15 protein-coding genes and 1 pseudogene are annotated in these 19,192 nt (G+C 47.4%); 6 read left to right on the top strand and 10 right to left on the bottom strand.

Translation table 11 applies throughout. From position 1 onward, the window contains the following. Positions 1-270 precede the first annotated feature (270 nt). Positions 271-1,665 carry a DHA2 family efflux MFS transporter permease subunit gene (locus HH682_RS13250; RefSeq protein ID WP_214238012.1) on the top strand — a complete coding sequence of 465 codons (1,395 nt, stop codon included), beginning with the start codon at positions 271-273 and terminating at the stop codon, positions 1,663-1,665. Here HH682_RS13250 and rbsR read toward each other — a convergent pair. The 9 genes and pseudogenes from rbsR to budA form a co-directional block, all read right to left on the bottom strand. Next, a complete protein-coding gene (gene rbsR, locus HH682_RS13245) occupies positions 1,662-2,657 on the bottom strand; it encodes a ribose operon transcriptional repressor RbsR (protein WP_214238011.1) in 996 nt (331 codons plus the stop codon). The two genes, HH682_RS13250 and rbsR, sit on opposite strands and share 4 nt — an antisense overlap. Before the next feature lie 13 nt (positions 2,658-2,670). After that, complete coding sequence (gene rbsK / locus HH682_RS13240; RefSeq protein ID WP_214238015.1) at positions 2,671-3,591, bottom strand: ribokinase; 921 nt, start codon at positions 3,589-3,591, stop codon at positions 2,671-2,673. Between the two features lie 46 nt (positions 3,592-3,637). Then, positions 3,638-4,516: a ribose ABC transporter substrate-binding protein RbsB gene (gene rbsB / locus HH682_RS13235; protein WP_214238010.1), complete on the bottom strand. Its 879-nt coding sequence runs from the start codon at positions 4,514-4,516 to the stop codon at positions 3,638-3,640. Positions 4,517-4,542: 26 nt separating this feature from the next. Further along, positions 4,543-5,502: a ribose ABC transporter permease gene (gene rbsC, locus HH682_RS13230; protein ID WP_214238009.1), complete on the bottom strand. Its 960-nt coding sequence runs from the start codon at positions 5,500-5,502 to the stop codon at positions 4,543-4,545. Then, entirely contained in the window at positions 5,499-7,013 is a 1,515-nt protein-coding gene (gene rbsA / locus HH682_RS13225; RefSeq protein ID WP_214238008.1) for a ribose ABC transporter ATP-binding protein RbsA, read from the bottom strand. Before rbsA ends, rbsC begins: the two co-directional genes overlap by 4 nt. A gap of 1 nt (position 7,014) precedes the next feature. Then, a complete protein-coding gene (rbsD, locus tag HH682_RS13220) occupies positions 7,015-7,434 on the bottom strand; it encodes a D-ribose pyranase (RefSeq protein WP_214238007.1) in 420 nt (139 codons plus the stop codon). 287 nt (positions 7,435-7,721) lie between these two features. After that, positions 7,722-7,928 (bottom strand): annotated as a pseudogene (locus HH682_RS13215) (SDR family NAD(P)-dependent oxidoreductase); the annotation flags it as partial. A 13-nt stretch (positions 7,929-7,941) separates the two neighbouring features. Further along, positions 7,942-9,621: an acetolactate synthase AlsS gene (alsS, locus tag HH682_RS13210; RefSeq protein WP_214238005.1), complete on the bottom strand. Its 1,680-nt coding sequence runs from the start codon at positions 9,619-9,621 to the stop codon at positions 7,942-7,944. A gap of 12 nt (positions 9,622-9,633) precedes the next feature. Then, entirely contained in the window at positions 9,634-10,416 is a 783-nt protein-coding gene (budA, locus tag HH682_RS13205; protein ID WP_214238004.1) for an acetolactate decarboxylase, read from the bottom strand. Between the two features lie 98 nt (positions 10,417-10,514). On the opposite strand from budA, the gene HH682_RS13200 reads away from it, so the two are divergent. Next, on the top strand, positions 10,515-11,396 hold the full coding sequence (locus tag HH682_RS13200) for a LysR family transcriptional regulator (protein WP_214238003.1): 882 nt from the start codon (positions 10,515-10,517) through the stop codon (positions 11,394-11,396). A 44-nt stretch (positions 11,397-11,440) separates the two neighbouring features. On the opposite strand, the gene kup is transcribed toward HH682_RS13200, so the two are convergent. Then, positions 11,441-13,309, bottom strand: a complete 1,869-nt coding sequence (gene kup / locus HH682_RS13195) for a low affinity potassium transporter Kup (protein WP_214238002.1) — start codon at positions 13,307-13,309, stop codon at positions 11,441-11,443. 202 nt (positions 13,310-13,511) lie between these two features. Here kup and ravA point away from each other — a divergent pair, with 202 nt between their 5' ends. The 4 genes from ravA to asnC are packed head-to-tail and all read left to right on the top strand — an operon-like array spanning position 13,512 to position 19,151. Next, positions 13,512-15,008, top strand: a complete 1,497-nt coding sequence (ravA, locus tag HH682_RS13190; protein WP_214238001.1) for an ATPase RavA — start codon at positions 13,512-13,514, stop codon at positions 15,006-15,008. Next, positions 15,005-16,465: an ATPase RavA stimulator ViaA gene (gene viaA / locus HH682_RS13185; RefSeq protein WP_214238000.1), complete on the top strand. Its 1,461-nt coding sequence runs from the start codon at positions 15,005-15,007 to the stop codon at positions 16,463-16,465. Before ravA ends, viaA begins: the two co-directional genes overlap by 4 nt. A 52-nt stretch (positions 16,466-16,517) precedes the next feature. Beyond that, a complete protein-coding gene (gene ovoA, locus HH682_RS13180; protein WP_338049347.1) occupies positions 16,518-18,644 on the top strand; it encodes a 5-histidylcysteine sulfoxide synthase in 2,127 nt (708 codons plus the stop codon). Between the two features lie 45 nt (positions 18,645-18,689). Next, positions 18,690-19,151, top strand: coding sequence for a transcriptional regulator AsnC (asnC, locus tag HH682_RS13175; protein ID WP_048913076.1), 462 nt, complete (start codon positions 18,690-18,692; stop codon positions 19,149-19,151). Positions 19,152-19,192: the final 41 nt, after the last annotated feature.

Here is a 19,192-nt window from a genome sequence, read left to right as displayed (position 1 = left end):
GCTGCGTATCTCGCTTTGCCGTGTCAGTGGATGCGCATTATAGGGAGTTCCGCTCAGAGCGCAAGGGATTATTTAAACTTTTTTACTGAGTGGTGATAAATCAAACCAAACGTTCAGTTATCAGACAAAACCCTAATAAAATCGCTGTTTTTTATAACAAATTGTCCTCACTACGTTAATAAAATGACAGCATTACTTCAATTACGCCTCAACTCTCCGCCCAAGATGCGTATACTTAGCAGACTAATTCAATAAATAAAGGACCTCTCAATGGTTCGTTCCACCAGCGACCTCCGCGGATTGCCTTGGATTGCGGCGATGGCTTTCTTTATGCAGGCATTAGATGCCACCATCTTAAATACCGCACTACCCGCTATTGCCGAAAGTCTGCACCGTTCGCCCCTCGCCATGCAATCCACTATTATTAGTTATTCGCTAACCGTCGCAATGTTAATTCCGGTAAGTGGCTGGCTAGCCGATAGGTGTGGAACGAGAAAGGTATTCATTTGTGCCGTCACCTTGTTTGCCGTAGGTTCTCTCGCCTGCGCCTTATCGAACTCGCTTGGGCTATTGGTTATCTCTCGAGTGATCCAAGGAATCGGCGGCGCGATGATGATGCCCGTCGCTCGGCTCACCTTATTACGCGCTTATCCTCGAAATGAGCTTTTACCTATTTTAAATTTTGTCACCATGCCTGGGTTACTGGGTCCGGTTATGGGGCCTGTGCTCGGCGGCTTCTTTGTGACATACGCCAGCTGGCATTGGATTTTCCTGATTAATATTCCTATCGCACTGATCGGGATTTTCTTCGCCCGTAAATACATGCCAGACTTTACGGTACCGAAGCGGAAATTTGATTCACTTGGCTTTCTTCTATTTAGTGGTTCGATTGTCGCGCTATCGATCGGTGTAGAATTATTAGGTGAAGCACAAGTCTCATTGAGTGTTGCTGTGACGGCAATGGTCGTGGGCGTTTTACTTCTCGTTTTCTATATAAAGCATGCTGTTAAGTACAAGATGCCTTTAATCAACCTTGCGATGTTTAGAATTCGCACCTTCTCCGTGGGTATAGCTGGCAATGTTGCCTCGCGACTGGGTACCGGATGTATTCCCTTCCTTATACCTTTATTACTGCAAGTCGCTTTTGGCTATTCCGCGCTCTACGCTGGCTTTATCATGATTGCCACCGCAGCAGGGGCAATCTTAGCCAAATCGACGGTGACTCCGCTGCTTCGCCGTCAAGGTTATCGCCGAACGCTAGTCGGTATTAGCGCCATGATTGGCTTACTGATAATGAGCTTTGCCCTACAGTCTGCTCAACACTCCATCCTTTGGTTACTGCCGCCCCTGTTCCTAATTGGTATGGCGATGTCTACACAGTTCACCTCGATGAACACCATCTCCTTAGCAGACCTTACTGATGAACATGCCAGTGGTGGCAATAGCGTGCTAGCGGTAACTCAGCAATTAGCCATCAGTTTTGGCGTCAGTGTTAGCGCCGCCGTGTTACGCTTTTGGCAGGGCTATCAGTCGACAACGGAAGGGCAATTCCAAGCCACCTTTATTACCATGGGCATTGTTACGGTAATCGCTGGCAGCACCTTCTTAGTCTTAAAGAAGAGTGATGGGGAAAACCTGATCAAGAGACCGGCAAAGAAAAGCTAGGTCGATGTTCTGACCTTCAATTCGGGTGTGAGCGCCCAAGAAACTGGTGCTCCCCCTTTTTTCTCTTCGATTCGATGAAGTAATAAATCGATAGCGACTTGGCCAAGAGTATCTTTAGGTTGGTGAATGGTCGTTAGAGGCGGGGTAAGGTATTCCGATAATGCGATATCATCATAGCCAATCACCGCAATATCATCAGGTATCGTCAGTCCGGCACGGAACAAGGCTTGATACACGCCGACCGCCATCGCGTCATTACAGGCAAAGACCGCATCAGGTCGAGGAGTTAGCATTAATAACTGCTGCATACTCGACATCCCGCCAGAGAATTCGAAATCGCCTTGTACGATATACTCCTCATTAATATCACGACCCGCGCTAAGCAGTGCGCGCTTAAAGCCCTCTACACGTCGTCGCGCCGGACTTTTATCTAAGGGGCCACTAATACAAGCAAGATGCTTATACCCCCTATCAATCAGATGTTTGGTCGCTAACTCCCCACCGAGTAACGCATTCTCTTCAATAACATCACTCAACCCAGTAAGTGGAGACCAGTCCATCATGACTATCGGTAATGCCGGATAACGTTGCAATAACGGAGCGAGTGCGGCATGCCCCTCATTACACATCAGCAACAAACCATCTACCCGCTTTTGAATTAATGTTTCAAGGCTACGACACATACGCTGAGCATCCCCCGCGGTATTACAGAGGATCAAGCTATAACCTCGCTTATAACAGCTATCCTCAACCCCTTTTACCACTTCTGCATAAAAAGGATTACTACTGGTAGTGACCAGCATACCGATAGTACGAGTTTGATTAAGCTTGAGACTTCGTGCCAACGCGCTGGGTGTATAGTTAAGTTTGGCGATAGCTTCTAAAACCCGTTGCTGAATTTCATCGCTAACAAACCGATTTTGATTAATGACGTGTGAAACCGTGGAAGTCGACACCCCCGCTCTCCGTGCAACATCCTTTATCGTCGCCAACGCGCTGCCCTTATTATTTTAAAAAATCGATGATTTCATCACGCCAAGGTATCGATGTTTGTGCCCCTTGGCGAGAAACAGCAATAGCCGCCGCAGCTTGCGCAAAATCTACTGCTTGGTGCCAATCAGCCGTTTCAATATAGCGACACAGGAAAGCACCATTAAACGTATCGCCTGCAGCAATCGTATCTCTAACGGTAACTTCATAACCCGCAATGCGTTGCCCTTGCCCTTTCACACTTAGCCAAACGCCTCGACTTCCCAAGGTAATAATAACGGTATCGATGCCTTTATTATGTAGGCAACGAGCGGCTTGCTCGGCATCTTTATCGGTCTGGACGGAGATACCCGTCAAGGCTTCAGCTTCGGTTTCGTTGGGGGTAATAATATCAATCAGCGAGAGCAGTTCATGACTTAACGGTTGCGCCGGTGCTGGATTTAAGACAGTTAAAATATCATGTTGATTAGCAAGCCGTGCAGCCGCCAATACACTTTCTAATGGCGTCTCAAGCTGAAGTAATAATGTTGCGCTATCGATGATGACCTGTTGGTATTTCTCGACATAGGCTTTTGTCAGGGAGGCATTCGCGCCGGGATAGATACCAATAGTATTTTCTCCCTGATTATCGAGGTAAATCATCGCAAGACCGGTGGCCTCACCTTTAGTCACCTCAATCGCCGAGATATCAATATTATCTTTCGCTAGCTGCTCGCGGACCGCATGCCCAACCTCATCCTCGCCAACGCAAGCCATAAAGGCGATTGATGCACCGCTGCGTCCAGCAGCTACGGCTTGATTGGCCCCCTTTCCGCCAAAGCTCATCTGATACTGTTTTCCGGACAAAGTCTCACCCGGCCTTGGGAAATGCGGAACCTGTAGGACATGATCGATATTGATACTGCCGAGCACCACCATTTTTTTATTTGCTTGCATCATCGCCGTCCGTTCGCGGTAGCAATTCCTGGTACCGCGGTTATCATTATTGAGGAGTGACTAGGGTAAGATCGACAGGGATGATCTTAGGTATCGTCTGACCTTTCAAAATTTTATCGGCATTTTCAACGCCAGTGACACCAATTTGCTCGGGTAATTGTGCGACCGTGGCCGCCATTTTTCCTCGTTTCACTGCCGCAATCCCGTCTGTTGTGCCATCGAAACCGACCACCAGCACATCTTTTCGTCCGGCGGTCTGTAAGGCTCTTAACGCGCCTAGGGCCATTTCATCATTTTCCGCAAAGACTGCTTGGACATTACTATGGGCCTGTAACAAGTTCTGCATCACATTTAAGCCTTTAGTCCGGTCAAAATCAGCGGGCTGACGAGCCAAAAGCGTAAAATGATGAGCTTGTGCGGCCTCAGCGAATCCTTTCCCTCTCTCACGTGAAGCCGAGGTGCCTGCAATACCTTGCAACTGTATGACTTTAGCCCCCTCACCCAATTTATGGGCAATAAAGTCACCCGCCATCTTACCGCCTTTTACATTGTCAGAGGCAATATGACTGACCACCTCTCCCTTCGTTGCGACACGGTCAAGAGTAATGACGGGGATTTTTGCCTGGTTGGCAATTTTGATCCCATTTCCCACCGCATCAGAATCCGTCGGGTTGATCAGTAATAACTTAGTGCCGCGCACTGTTAAGTCTTGGATGTTAGCGAGCTCGCGTGCGGGGTTATTCTGCGAGTCGACCACCATTAGGTCATAGCCGAGTTTATCGGCCTCACGCTGAGCCCCTTGTTTTAGGGAGACAAAGAAGGGGTTATTTAAGGTCGATACCACTAATCCTAATGTCTCTTTGGCCAGTGCATTACCGCAGATCATCGTACTCATTAAAAGCGAAATAGCCGTTAATTTTTTCATCTGAAATACCCTTAAAAAGCGAACAGTTATTGGTGACTTTTATTGTCTGCTAGCACGGCCAGCAGAATAACAATGGCTTTGACTATCATTTGGAAATACGACGAGACGCCCATCAGGTTTAACCCGTTATTGAGGAACCCTAGAATTAATGCGCCAATCAAGGTTCCGGTAATACGCCCTCGTCCACCGGATAAGCTACAACCGCCTAATACGACTGCAGCAATCGCATCCAATTCGTATCCCGTCCCGGCGGTAGGCTGTGCCGAGGAGAGGCGGGCAACCTCAATCGTCCCCGCCAAGGCGGCTAGCGCACCACAGAGGGCATAAACCGTGATTTTTATACGATTAACATTAATTCCCGAAAGTCGGGTCGCGGCCTCATTGCCGCCCAGCGCATAAATGTATCGTCCCAAACGGGTATGATTGAGCAGATACCACGCCGCAATAAAGACAATCGCCATTATCCATACGGGAACAGGTACGCCAGCCAACTGTCCAATACCGATAAGACTGAAATGATCACTATTATCACTAAACCCAGTACTGATCGAGCTTCCATCGGTAAAGACCATGGTGGCGCCACGGAGTAACAGCATCATCACTAAGGTCGCGATAAAGGCTTGAACCTTACCCCATGCAATCACCATCCCTGTTACACCGCCGATGAGGCCACCGGCAATCAAGGCCGCAGCAACTGCCAGTAGCGCATTGATCTCGTGGCCGATTAACGACGCGACTAAGGCTCCGGTAAAAGCCAATAAAGACCCAACCGATAAATCGATACCGGCAGCCAAAATCACTAAGGTCATCCCCACCGCCATAATGGCGTTTACTGAGGTTTGTTGCAGGATATTGAAGAGGTTCGCTAGGGTGAAAAAATTACTACTTTGCGTCGCCACTACCGCGATCAATATCAGTAGCGCGATCAGTGACTTTTGCTCGCGAATGCCGTGCCATAACGGGAGTTTAGCTGTGGTGGGTTTCATATTACTAAGTCCTCGCTATGCTGCTTGCCGACGGCGGCTGCCATAAGTTTCTCTTGAGTCGCCTGTTGCCGAGTAAACTCGCCACTAACACGCCCTTCATGCATCACCAAAATGCGATCACTCATCCCCAAGACTTCGGGCATTTCCGAAGAGACCAAGATGATGCTTAACCCTTCGTCTTTACACTTGTTGATCAGCTGATAAATCTCTTTTTTTGCGCCAACATCTACGCCACGAGTCGGTTCATCAAGGATCAGGACTTTCGGTTGCGTCATTAACCCCCGCGCGATAGAAACCTTTTGTTGGTTCCCTCCCGATAACAAGCCGATTGTTTTATCCATTGAGTCGGTTTTAATATTGAATAATCGGATAAAATCCCCAACGGTCAGGCGTTCTTCACGATGTTTCAATAATCCGCCGTGTCCTGAGAAATAAGGCAGGGCTGTGAGTGACATGTTGTGTTTGATCGACATCCCTAAAACCAGTCCTTCTCGCTTACGGTCTTCGGAAATGTAGACGATGCCCTGTTTAAGTCCTTGCTGCGGGGTTCGTACACGAATCGGCTTCTGGTTCAACAAAAGCTCGCCGGCGGTTTTCGAGTGGGCGCCGTAGATCATTTTCATGAGCTCAGTACGACCCGCCCCCATTAATCCTGATATGCCGAGGATCTCGCCACTCCGTAACGTAAAACTAATATTGTGGATACCAGGGCTGCATAACTGCTTGACCGCTAGGCGTATCTCTCCAGGCTTTTTATCGATATGAGGATAATGATCATCGAGTTTTCGACCTACCATCAGTTCAATCAGGCGTTCTTCATCGATAGCATCAACCGGATACTCGCCAATAAACCGGCCATCTCGAAAAACGGTCACATCATCGCAGATATCAAAAATCTCTTTCATGCGATGCGATATATAGACGATGCCACAGCCCTGGGCTTTTAATTCGTTAATAACATTGAATAGGGCTAAAGTTTCCGTATCGGTAAGGGCATCTGTCGGCTCATCCATCACAATCACTTTTGATTGATAGCTCAATACCTTAGCGATTTCGACCATCTGCTGATCGCCGATCGATAAGCTATCCACCAGCACTTTGCTCGAAAAACGTAAATTGAGTCGAGTAAGTAAGCGATCGGCCTCGCGATACATCGTTGTCCAATCGATACGCCCGAGGCCGAGTCGTGGCTCTCGGCCTAGGAAAATATTTTCAGCTACTGTCAGCGTGCCAATCAGGTTAAGCTCTTGGTGAATAATACCGATGCCCGCTTCTTGTGACTGTTTCGGGCCAGCAAATACCGTCTCTTTCCCCAACCACTGGCAAGTTCCAGCATCTTTTTGATAAATTCCAGTCATGATCTTCATCATGGTCGACTTTCCGGCCCCGTTTTCGCCAACCAATGCCATCACGCGTCCGGCCTTGACGCACAGGGATGCACCATTCAGCGCTTTAACCCCTGGGAACGACTTTTCAATATGGGTGAGGGCTAATAGGCATTGAGTCTCCATCTTAAAAAGTGACTCCTGCCGTAAAGATCACATTGGCATAAGGGGTACACTCCCCGGTACGTATCACGGCACGTGACTGTTGGGTTAAGGATTTAAAGTGATCGTGGGAGACGTAGAAAATATCCACCTCTTGCCCCTGCTCTGCTGATAAGCGATCGATTAATGCAAGCAACTGCTGGTGGGCCTGCGGATTATGCTCAACGATCTCTTCAGCAATATGTGCCGCTTGGATCTGCATGGCGGCGGCAACCACCTCAATCACTTGTCGAAAACTTGGGACGCCTTGAGTCAAAGCGAGGTCAATCCGTGTAGGGCCTAGCGGAATAGGCAACCCCGCATCGGCAACCGTCAGGGTCTCAAAATGACCGAGTTTCGTGACAATATGGGCAATGTCGGGATGTAATAGATGGCCTTTGTTCATACTTCGCTCCTCAGCGAAACGTTTCGCTGTAGTAGCATGAACCAAGACAGATCGCTTGCTCAATGGACTAAATAGAAAAACGTGATAGCCATCGAATCGATTCGCTGAAATAGTGATATACACCAAATAATTGATGCAACGCTGCATTTCATTACTTGAATAAATGCCTGTGGGATCAGCTTTTAACCGAAGTCTTTATGAAGGGGTAAGGGAAAAAGAGTGTCGCCACTGTCTAGGCCAGACAGCAGGGCCAAATCACGCGCAGCAGTTTGGGGTAATCCCCGCACGGCAAACACCTGCGCTCGATCAGCAACATCTACCTGAATAGCTAACGCTTTGCCACCAGCCTGCTCAATTTTTTTGCTGACGTTGGCGGCGGCCTGCGAGTCGAGATCAACCACGGCCACATCACATCCGTCACGAGATAACCGCAGTGCAATCGCTTCACCAATGCCTTGTCCTGCACCTATCACTAATACCACAAGATGCCCCACCCTATAATCCTTCTTAGATAATTTGACTCAGATGCAGCGCTTCCATTAACCGTGGGTTATCTGAATAGTCCACAGGAATCGCTACGACCGCAGGTCCTTCCACATCCATTGCGCGTTTTAAAATTGGCTCTAGCTGCTCAGTGCTTTCCACTGCAAACCCTGCTGCACCAAATGCTTGTGCATAAGCTTTGAAATCGATAGCCCCAAACTTGACCCCGGAAACGCGTTGGTATTTTTTTTGTTCTTGCATCGCCACCATGTTGTACTCATCATCCACCCAGATAATGTGCAAAATATTGGCTTTTAATCTCACTGCCGTTTCCAGTTCCATACTGGACTGCATAAAACCGCCATCTCCCGATACCGATACGACTTTACGTGAGGGATCCACCAGCCAAGCGCCAATTGCCCAAGGCAGCGCCACCCCCATTGTTTGTTGTCCATTAGAGATAATGATTTGTCGTGCACGAAAACTATAAAGATAACGAGCAATCCAAATATGGAAACTCCCCATATCAACCGTTAACGACACATCATTATTAATGATGTCTTGCATGGCGCGTACGATACGTAAAGGATGTATCGCAAACTGGTTCAATGTGTGAGCGTGTGTAGAGAGAATTTGCCGCTGTAGTTGTCTATCTTCTAATACCAAGCTGGTCTCTGGGCTGAGGATAAGCGGGCCAGAGATATGTTGCGTTAATATCGTTAAGGTTTGAGCAATATCCCCGATTAGCTCAATGTCAGGAATATAATAATTATCAGGTTCCGCAGGTACCACATCGATATGGGCAAGGGCAACATTACCATCACTCCACATAGCAGGTTCGTACTCGACTGGGCTATATCCAATGGTGATCACTAAGTCAGCTTGGCGTAATAACTGATCCCCAGCTTGATTATTGAATAGCCCAACGCGGCCTGCAAAGCGGCTAAAGTGCTCTTCGGTGATCGCCCCTGCCGCTTGATAAGTACTGGTTACAGGAATATGGCTCGCATCTAACAACTGCTTAAGTGCCTGGACATTTTCGGTTTGACTGGCCATCAATCCCAACAAGATAACTGGGTTCTTCGCCTGTGCAATCTGTTTGGCGAGTGCTTTTATATCATTATAGGGTGCTGAGCCTTGTTTCATTGAAGGGATAACCGGTAGCGTATGGCCCCGCACCGGATCATTGATAATATCTTGCGGCAGACTAACAAAGGTTCCGCCTGGTCGCCCTAGCTCTGCTTTTCGAAAAGCATTATTAATCACTTCACTTAGCGCATCGGCTGAATTCACTTCCACTGAGTATTTGGTGATCGGGCGAAACATCCCCACCGTATCCATGCTCTGGTGTACCTGTTTTGCGCTATCGGAACGCTTCACTGCTCCGCCTATCGCGACCACTGGGTCCCCTTCACTGGTCGCGGTCGCAACGCCGGTAATAATGTTAGAGCATCCCGGACCTGAGGTAACTAACGTGACTCCAGCCTTTCCGGTTAAACGACCGACAGCTGCGGCCATAAAGGCACCATTCGCCTCATGACGAACCGGGATCATCTCAATAGAAGAATCGACCAACGAATCAAAAACGCGATCAATTTTAGCGCCAGGAATACCAAATATCTGCTTTACACCTTGTGCTTCGAGTTGTGCGACGACGAGGTCTGCACCGGATTGCCACTGCTTATCTTGGATTTTGTTACGCATCATCATCTCCACTTAACTCTCTACTGCGCGTATAGCTTGATCGAGGTCATCAGGGTGTAGGTCGGCACTAAGGAATTCATGATCGGTGGGAAGATCGACCACCAGTTTATGGATGGCTCCAAAAGTGAGCTGTCCGGAAAGTAACTGGTAGTCGAGGAGGTGGCCGCCACCTTGCCGGTTAGCAGTAATAAAATGCTCGTGGTAACCCGCGACATTGATCCCTTGCATATATTGCGGCGTACGAAAGCCAATCACCGATCCAGTTTTCTGGGTAAAGGTGAAGAGGGGTTGCTCGGTAATCGCCTCCTGCATTGGACGGTAAGGCCGACACTGTTCAGGGACTGTTCTCGTCTCGGCGTGTAGGAAGTCACCCTCTATACGTAATGCACAGAACACATTATCTGAAGGTAAATGTTGGTTAATCAGTCGATGAATATCTTGCCGTGAAATGGGCTGAACCAGTTCAAGGTGATAGTCCGGTTGAAAGAAGGTCATCACCGCAAAGGGGGTTTGTTGATCAGCCCTCGCCTGTTGCGCACTGCCATCAGACTTAAGTTGATAAATATGATGATCGATCGCGACCAGCTCGCCGTCTAAATGATTAAACGTACCTAAACCAAAGTCCCCTTTTTCAAGGAGATCAGCAACGGTCATTGAACCGTCATAAACACCACTGAGTAAGGCGCTCATTAAAGATGTTTGAAAAATCACTTTTTCTGGTCGTTGTTGCCGAGCCAATTTAACCATCTGTCCGAGTTGTGAGGCACAGTCGCAATCAATAAGATGATCAGCCATGCTTTCCTCTCTATTAGTAAAAACCTTAGAAAGTATGTTGACCTATGCCGCTATCAAGTTCCAATATAGGGAAGACCTGACTTTAAGACGTTATTGATATGGAACTGCGTTATCTTCGTTATTTTGTTGCCGTAGCAGAAACTCGTAACTTCACTCGTGCGGCTGAGAAGCTATCGATTTCACAACCCCCGTTAAGCCAACAAATTCTACGTTTAGAGAGAGAAATTGGTACCCCACTCTTTCTTCGTTTAAAAAGTGGGGTGGAATTAACCGAAGCAGGGGAAGCCTTTTATAAAGAAGCAAGACAGATATTATTGTTGACCGATCAGGCACTGGAAAAAACCCGTGGTATTGCTCGGGGGATTAATGGTCAAGCGACTTTAGGGTTTGCCTGTTCAAGTGTCTTTCACCCAATACTCTTTAAACGTTTAAAAAAATTCCAAACGCTCTATCCCTCTGCGACCTTGCTCTCAGAAGAAAGTAATATGTCGCAACTGATGCAATCGCTTCGAGAAGGGACGCTAGATGCTGCTTTTGTCAGGTTACCCTGTCAAACCAGCCAAGAGTTCAATCTGCATACTATTACTCAAGAAAGTATGTTTCTGGTCGTTCGCGATAAAGAGGCGAAAACCCCGCTCGACAGGATCCTCAGAGAATTACCCTTAATTTTATTTCCTAGAGAATTGGCACCCAGCCTTTATGACCTTATTGTTCGTTTTTGCCATGACCACGGTGTCGCGCCACAGTTAGCGACCCAAGCGCCCCAGATGTCTGCCTCGATTGCGATGGTTGCCAGCGGCTTTGGTTTTACTTTCGTACCAGAGTCACTCACCGTTATTACTATGCCTGGCGTGTCCTATCAAAAAATCGAAGACCCACAACTCACGACTGAAATAGCCTTGGCATGGCGTCGTTGGGACCGCTCACCCATTATTAAACATCTACTCTCTTTGGTCAGTGCAGACTGCGATGAAGAGTAAGATCCCTCGCTAAAAAAATAGGCGCATCATGCGCCTATTATTAATTAGATTTCGACTTGTGTGCCGAGTTGAATCACCCGATTAGGCGGGATTTCAAATTGATCTGGCGCCCGCAAGGCATTACGTTGCAACAGTAAGAAGAGCTTACCGCGTAAACGCAGGTACCATGGACGCTTACCTAACACTAACGACTCGTTTGACATAAAGAATGACGTTTCCATCATCCGACAATTTAAGCCTTCCAGACCACATCGATGGAAGATGTCTTCCATATTGGGAATTTCTCGCCAACCATAACTGGCGACCACCCGCCAAAACGTCGGTGATAGCTGCTCAATACTGACACGATGAACATTATGAACATAAGGTGCATCCTCAGTGCGCAAGGTGAGTAGAACAACACGCTCATGCAGTACCTTATTGTGCTTAAGATTATGCAATAGCGCGAAAGGAATGATGTTCTTCACTCTAGTCATATAGACCGCGGTCCCTGAGACACGTACAGGGGGGTGTTTCTCCAGAGAAGAGATCATAGCCTCAAGAGAATTACCGTGCTCATGCATCTTTCTTAATGCCCTGAAGCGTTCACTCTTCCATGTGGTCATGATGATAAACATCACTAATGCCAAACTCAGTGGTAACCAACCGCCTGATAGAATTTTCACTAAGTTTGCAGAGAACAACGGTACATCGATGCAGAGTAAGAAAATGCAGAGTGGCACGACGGAAAATAAACTCCAATGCCAATTTTTTCTCGCTACCGTGCAAGAGAGTAACGTGGTTAAGACCATGGTACCGGTGACGGCAATCCCATACGCTGCCGCTAAATTACTCGAGTGTTTGAAGCTGACGATCACTAACACTACAGCAGTGTAAAGAAGCCAGTTCACGACCGGAATATAAATCTGCCCTGACTCATTTTCCGAGGTATGGATAATACGCATCGGGGGTAAATACCCTAACCGTACCGCTTGTCGAGTTAATGAGAATACCCCGGAGATCACAGCTTGAGACGCGATGACCGTCGCCAGGGTCGCTAAAATCAGCATAGGGATCAGCGCCCAATCGGGTGCGAGCAGGAAGAAAGGGTTTTTAATCGCTTCAGGGTGTTTGAGTAACAGCGCCCCTTGGCCAAAGTAGTTCAACACTAAAGAAGGCAGTACCACCAGCATCCAAGCGATACGAATCGGGAGTTTACCGAAGTGTCCCATATCGGCGTAGAGCGCCTCTACCCCAGTAATGGCCAGCACCACTGAGCCTAATGCGAAGAACGAAATGGTCTTATAGTGTAAGAAAAACTGTAAGGCATACCACGGGTTTAAGGCTTGTAACACCTCAGGGTTTTTTATAATCCCATTAATCCCAAATACCGCGAGTAGAATAAACCACAACAGCATCACCGGTGCAAAAAGCTTTCCAACCAGTCCGGTACCATGCTTCTGAATGACGAAGAGTAGGGTCAGGACCACTATCGAAATCGGCACAATAAAGACGTCCAAGGATGGCGCGGCAATTTCCAAGCCTTCAATCGCTGAGAGCACAGACATTGCTGGCGTGATCACCACCTCACCAAAGAAAAAGCTCCCACCAACCAATCCTAGAATCAGGACCAACGCCGTGGCGGTCGCGTGGGTATTTCTGCCTGCCAGTGACATAAGGGTTAAGATCCCCCCTTCACCGGCGTTGTCTGCACGCATGACATAGCTGATGTACTTCAGCGAGACCACAATTACCAGTAGCCAAAAAATTAAGGAAAGGAAACCAAAAACAGACTGTTGTTCGATACCAAAACCAAATTCGCCAGAAAGGCATTCTCGCAACGTATAAAGAGGGCTTGTACCAATATCCCCGTAAACGACACCAATTGCCGCCAATGTCAACGCCGCTGTAGACTGTTTATTCTCTGAGTTCATAAAAATCTTTTGTTTAGATCGATTAGTCTTAAACAACCTTGATTATTAATAAAGTCCGCACAGTATGCACAGTTTTAGTAAAAAACCTATCATGCATTAACATATGCTATTACTTAATGACAAAAATCATTTACAGTGCAAAGAGAAAAAATTACGCTCGCCTCGCTAGACAGCGAACTCAGATGCGATTAAAGGATGCCTGATGATACCCGCACAACTCCTCGCCGATAGAATTGTCCGCCTCAGTAATCAATTAGAAAAAGGGTTGTATGAACGTCATGATGTCATACGTCTTTGTCTATTAGCTGCGCTCAGTGGCGAGAGTGTTTTTCTGATGGGGCCACCAGGGATTGCAAAAAGTTTAATTGCTCGCCGTATTAAGTGTGCGTTTAAACGTGCAACGGCCTTCGAATATCTCATGACGCGTTTCTCAACGCCAGAAGAAGTCTTCGGACCGCTCTCTATTCAAGCCTTAAAAGATGAGGGGCGATACCAACGTATCACTGAAGGATACTTGCCGGATGCGGAAGTGGTCTTTCTTGATGAGATTTGGAAAGCAGGCCCAGCCATACTAAATACTCTACTCACTGCCATTAACGAGCGACGGTTTCGTAATGGCAAGGATGAGCAGAAGATCCCGATGCGCTTATTAATCAGCGCCTCCAACGAATTACCGGATGAAGAGAGTGGATTGGAAGCGCTGTATGACCGGATGTTAATCCGTCTATGGCTTACCAATGTCAATGAAAAGCGTCATTTCCATGGCATGCTATTACAAGCTGAAGACACACATTTTTCATTAGAAGACGATAATCTAGCGATTACAGATGAAGAATACTTCCAATGGCAACAAGCAATACCGAAAGTCTCACTACCCGAAGAGGTATTTGAATTAGTCTATCGGCTTCGTCAACAGCTCCAGCAACTTCCTGATGCGCCTTATATTTCTGATCGACGTTGGAAAAAAGCGATTCATCTACTACAAGCCAGTGCCTTTTTCAGTGGCCGACAAGCGATTGCACCGATTGACCTACTATTATTGAAAGAGTGTCTGTGGCATAACGCCGCCTCGCGGACGCTAATCGAACAAGAAATTCGGGCATTGTTATTGCACTTTGCTTGGCAACAACAACCGATGTTGTTGGCATTACAGCAAATCATGGCCCGTAAGCAAGCTTTGCATCAAGAACAGAGCCTGACCCAAGCCTTTAAGCTGACCAAACAGAGTGCGATGTTTAGCCGTAAGCCGCACTACCAGCTACCAACAACCAGAATCGGCGATACTTTTACCTTACTTTTACAGCATCCCCTAACTCTGCATCATTTACGCGTCACACATATCGTTATCGAGCGAGAAGCCCTTCACCACTGGCTACAAAAAGCGGGTGACGTTCGTGGAAAGCTAAACGGTATTGGTTTTCCACAATCTCTCGATTTGTCGGTCGATGAGCAGGATTGCTTAGTGATTAGGGATATCAGTTTACAAGCGACGCGCTTAAACTATGAAGATGATGCAGTGGCCAGCGATATACCCGAAGAGATTGTGAAGCAATTGACTCAACTGCATGATCGTCTCCAGCAGCAACGTCTACTATTCCGCCAGCAACAACAATGTCTATTCATTAATAATGAGTGGCTTGCTGAAATCGAAGCCAGCCTACAAGATGTTGCGGCGCATATTGAACAGGCTCAGCGATGATCTCCCTCGATACATTGCTAAACTTACTAACGCTTAATGACAGTATTAACCTCAATGATTTTCTGGCGACAGTGCTAACCGCGCCACAATTGGTCCTGCTTTTCGAAAAAAGTCCAAAATTAAAGAAAATGCTGCAACGTGAGTTGCCGCAGATTAAAGCCTCAATCACTCAACAACTGAAAGACACCCCTGTCCCCGATAAATTAGCCCAAGAATTCGCTTTCTATACGCAAACGCTTGGTCTGACCTATTATCAATTTACGCAGCAACTGCAACAAACTTGTCAGCAGCTAGCGCTACTGAATTCTCCTTTTTACGAAGAAGCGCAAAGCTTATTGAAGCAGACGGAAGGAGAGTCGCTGACTCCAGCCCAACATAGTTTATTTATACAGCGCTGGCGAATGAATCTTACTCTTCAAGCCTTGACGCTTAATGACGATCTCTTAGAACAACATAAACAGAGATTAATAGAAGAATTAAAAAAACAATTAGCGATGAGTGGTTTCCTGGCTCCGCTATTAAATGATGACGAAGAGATGAGCCATGGCCGACTATGGGACCTCAGCAAGTCATCGTTGCACACCGCTGATAGCGAGCGTTTGACCGAGTACAGCCATTTTTTACGATCACAGCCGCAGCTCAACGAGCTGGCACAAAAACTGGGCCGTAGCCGAGAGTCCAAGGCCGTAGCAGCAGATAATACACAGCTAGGTGTCGAACAACGCTTACAATCCATCACCTGTTCTTTTCCGGAAGAGGTGCAAGGTGTGCATCAGAGTGATGATGTGTTAAGACTCCTTCCACCGGAACTCGCATCACTGAGCTTAAATGAGTTAGAAATTGAATTTTATCGCAAGCTGATTGAAAAGCGGCTACTCACCTATCAGCTGCAGGGCGAAGATCACCAGTATATTACACAGCAACGCCCGGTCATCTATCAGGAAAAAGAGCAGCAACCCAAAGGCCCATTTATTGTGTGTGTTGATACCTCAGGCTCAATGGGTGGCTTCAATGAGCGCTGCGCAAAAGCTTTTTGTTTAGCGCTACTCAAGATTGCATTTCAAGAGAACCGTCGCTGCTTTGTGATGATGTTTACCCAAGAAATCATTCAATATGAATTAACGGCGGAGAGTGGTATGCCTCAACTGATCCGTTTTCTGAGCCAACGTTTTCGAGGAGGCACGGATATTGAACATTGCTTGGAAGAAGCCGTAAACCTATTGCAAACCGACACGTGGCAGGAAGCCGATGTCGTAGTGATTTCCGACTTTGTCGCGCAACGCCTAAGCGAAGAGACCCAGCAACAGATTCGCCAGCAACAACAGGCACATCAACAACGATTTCATGCCGTTACACTTTCTGCTCACGGAAAGCCGCGGTTGCTATCTATTTTTGATTTTATCTGGCCTTTTGATACAGGACTAAAAAGCCGCTTAAAACGCTACGTCCGGCGCTAAATAGTAAGGGGCTGCTATAGTGTGAACATAATCATCAAGGAAAGCGACTATCGTGAAGACTACAACGTTAACACCAGCTTTTACCCCTTCGCTCTCTGGCTCTAGTCCAGAGCATAAACGTCAACAACTTCTCGACTACTTTCAGGTAACTTGGCACACCTACGAGCAATTGTTTACCTGTATAACGGAAGAAAAAGCTTGGACAACCAAAGCGATTCCGCTTCGTCATCCCCTGATTTTTTATTACGCCCATACCGCCACCTTCTTTATTAATAAATTGATTGCCGGTGGCTACATTTCGCAGCGGATCGATGAACGTATGGAAGCGATGATGGCGATTGGTGTCGATGAGATGAGTTGGGATGATCTCAATGACGACCATTACGCCTGGCCTACCCCTGCAGCCGTACAAGCCTATCGCGACCGCGTTCGACTACGGGTTATTGAGGTGATCACTCACCTTCCCCTCACGTTACCTATTGGTTGGAATGATCCCGCTTGGGCGATATTAATGGGTATCGAGCATGAACGCATTCACCTCGAAACCTCCAGTGTACTGATCCGTCAACTTCCTGTCCGTTGGGTGACACCGCAAGCGGTTTGGCCGGTTTGCCCTCTCTTTGAGCCCAACCGGCAGAATATCCCTCACAATACGCTGATCCCCCAAGCAGGAGGGAAGTTGACGCTAGGTAAGGAGGATGATTACTACGGCTGGGATAACGAGTATGGGCAACAGATCCAACAAATATCCCCTTTTTCCGCCAGTAAAATGCTCGTCAGCCACGCCGAGTTTTACGAATTTGTCCGTGATGGTGGCTATCAACACTCAGAGTGGTGGGATGAAGAAGGCTGGGGATGGAAGACCTATACACAAGCCGATAAACCCACATTTTGGGTCGGTGATATTACGTATCCCGATCACCTCAAGCTTCGCGTCCTCGCCGAAGAAATCCCCTTTCCTTGGGATTGGCCCGTCGAGGTGAATCAGCTAGAAGCCTCTGCTTTTTGCCGATGGAAATCGGCGAAAATAGGCCGCTCAATCCAATTACCCAGCGAAGGGGAATGGGCTTGGTTGCGTAATCAAGTCACTGGAGACCACCCTGACTGGCAAAGCCCTATCGGGAATCTTAATTTACAAGGCTGGGCCTCTTCGTGTCCGGTAACCTATTTTGCACAGGGGGATTTCTTCGATATTGTCGGGAATGTCTGGCAATGGACCACCACTCCGATTAATGGTTACCAAGGCTTTGAAGTTCATGCCCTTTATGACGATTTTTCTACCCCCACCTTCGATGGTAAACATAATTTGATAAAAGGCGGTAGCTGGATATCAACCGGTAATGAAGCTTTAAAAGCAGCACGTTATGCTTTTCGTCGCCACTTTTTTCAACATGCTGGCTTTCGCTACGTAGAATCGACTCATCAGGAAACTATGCTCAAAAATCCTTACGAAACCGACACCATGGTCGCTCAATATCTCGACTTTCAGTACGGCGATAACCTGTTCTCCGTGGAAAATTATGCCAAAGCATTAGTCGAGAAGATCATCCCACATTGTCTAAGCACCCTTCATGCCTTGGATCTCGGCTGCGCCACGGGCCGTGCCAGCTTTGAACTCAGTCGATATTTTGATCGGGTAACCGGTATCGACTATTCAGCGCGCTTTATTGATGTGGCTTTACAACTAATGACCGGAGAAGATTTTCGTTATGCCCTTCCGACCGAAGGTGATCTGGTTGATTACCGCCAAGTCCGCCTTACCGATTTGTCGATAACCGCCGAACAATGGCAAAAGGTCGACTTTAAACAAGGGGATGCCTGTAATTTAAAGGTGACACACGCTGAGTATGATCTTATCTTTGCCTCAAACCTGATTGATCGCTTACGCGAGCCAAAACGTTTCCTTAAGAGTCTTAGCACGTTACTTAAGCCCGGCGGCGTATTGATGCTCTCTTCACCTTATACTTGGTTAGAAGAGTATACGCCTAAGGAAAATTGGTTAGGGGGGATTCGCGAGAATGGTGAAGCCGTCACTACCTACCAAACATTGCAACGATTATTACGCGATGATTTTGAGGAGATTCGGCCAACTGAAGATGTTCCTTTTGTCATCCGTGAGACGGCTCGTAAACATCAATATACACTGGCGCAAGCAAGCTATTGGCGCCGCAGAGCGTAGATAACAAGCGCCCGATAGGGCGTTTGTTTTTTCAAGGATTGTTATATGTCTGATGCCTCTCAACTCGATGAACTGGATCGAGATATCCTTAATGTCTTACTCAAACAGGCAAAAACGCCCTATGCCGAACTGGCGAAGATGTTTGGCGTAAGCGCTGGGACCATCCACGTTCGCGTCGAAAAAATGCGCCAAAGTGGCGTCATCACCGGCACCCATATTGCGGTAGATCCCCGTAAACTGGGGTTCGATGTCTGCTGCTTTATTGGTATTATTTTGAAAAGTGCGCGTGACTACCCTGCCGCGTTACAAAAGCTCGAGGCACTCGATGAGGTCGTCGAAGCTTGGTACACCACTGGCCACTACAGTGTCTTTATTAAAGTCATGTGTCGATCTATCGATGCGCTACAGCATGTGTTGGTTAATAAAATCCAGACCATTGATGAAATACAGTCAACAGAAACCTTAATCTCCTTACAAAACCCGATCGATCGTCCGATCAAAGCGTAACGTACACGCACGCTGTGGATAAAGTTATTATCGCTTTGATC

The sequence above is a fragment of the Rosenbergiella gaditana genome, from assembly GCF_018494065.1.
GTDB classification, from domain to species: Bacteria; Pseudomonadota; Gammaproteobacteria; order Enterobacterales; family Enterobacteriaceae; genus Rosenbergiella; species Rosenbergiella gaditana.
This window is presented reverse-complemented; position numbering and strand designations above follow the sequence as displayed.

Excerpts from the sequence above, each read along its gene's own strand:
- HH682_RS13250 (WP_214238012.1), top strand. The coding sequence starts at position 271 with ATGGTTCGTTCCACCAGCGACCTCCGCGGATTGCCTTGGATTGCGGCG.
- rbsK (WP_214238015.1), bottom strand. The coding sequence starts at position 3,591 with ATGCAAGCAAATAAAAAAATGGTGGTGCTCGGCAGTATCAATATCGAT.
- rbsB (WP_214238010.1), bottom strand. The coding sequence starts at position 4,516 with ATGAAAAAATTAACGGCTATTTCGCTTTTAATGAGTACGATGATCTGC.
- rbsC (WP_214238009.1), bottom strand. The coding sequence starts at position 5,502 with ATGAAACCCACCACAGCTAAACTCCCGTTATGGCACGGCATTCGCGAG.
- rbsA (WP_214238008.1), bottom strand. The coding sequence starts at position 7,013 with ATGGAGACTCAATGCCTATTAGCCCTCACCCATATTGAAAAGTCGTTC.
- rbsD (WP_214238007.1), bottom strand. The coding sequence starts at position 7,434 with ATGAACAAAGGCCATCTATTACATCCCGACATTGCCCATATTGTCACG.
- alsS (WP_214238005.1), bottom strand. The coding sequence starts at position 9,621 with ATGCGTAACAAAATCCAAGATAAGCAGTGGCAATCCGGTGCAGACCTC.
- budA (WP_214238004.1), bottom strand. The coding sequence starts at position 10,416 with ATGGCTGATCATCTTATTGATTGCGACTGTGCCTCACAACTCGGACAG.
- HH682_RS13200 (WP_214238003.1), top strand. The coding sequence starts at position 10,515 with ATGGAACTGCGTTATCTTCGTTATTTTGTTGCCGTAGCAGAAACTCGT.
- kup (WP_214238002.1), bottom strand. The coding sequence starts at position 13,309 with ATGAACTCAGAGAATAAACAGTCTACAGCGGCGTTGACATTGGCGGCA.
- ravA (WP_214238001.1), top strand. The coding sequence starts at position 13,512 with ATGATACCCGCACAACTCCTCGCCGATAGAATTGTCCGCCTCAGTAAT.
- viaA (WP_214238000.1), top strand. The coding sequence starts at position 15,005 with ATGATCTCCCTCGATACATTGCTAAACTTACTAACGCTTAATGACAGT.
- asnC (WP_048913076.1), top strand. The coding sequence starts at position 18,690 with ATGTCTGATGCCTCTCAACTCGATGAACTGGATCGAGATATCCTTAAT.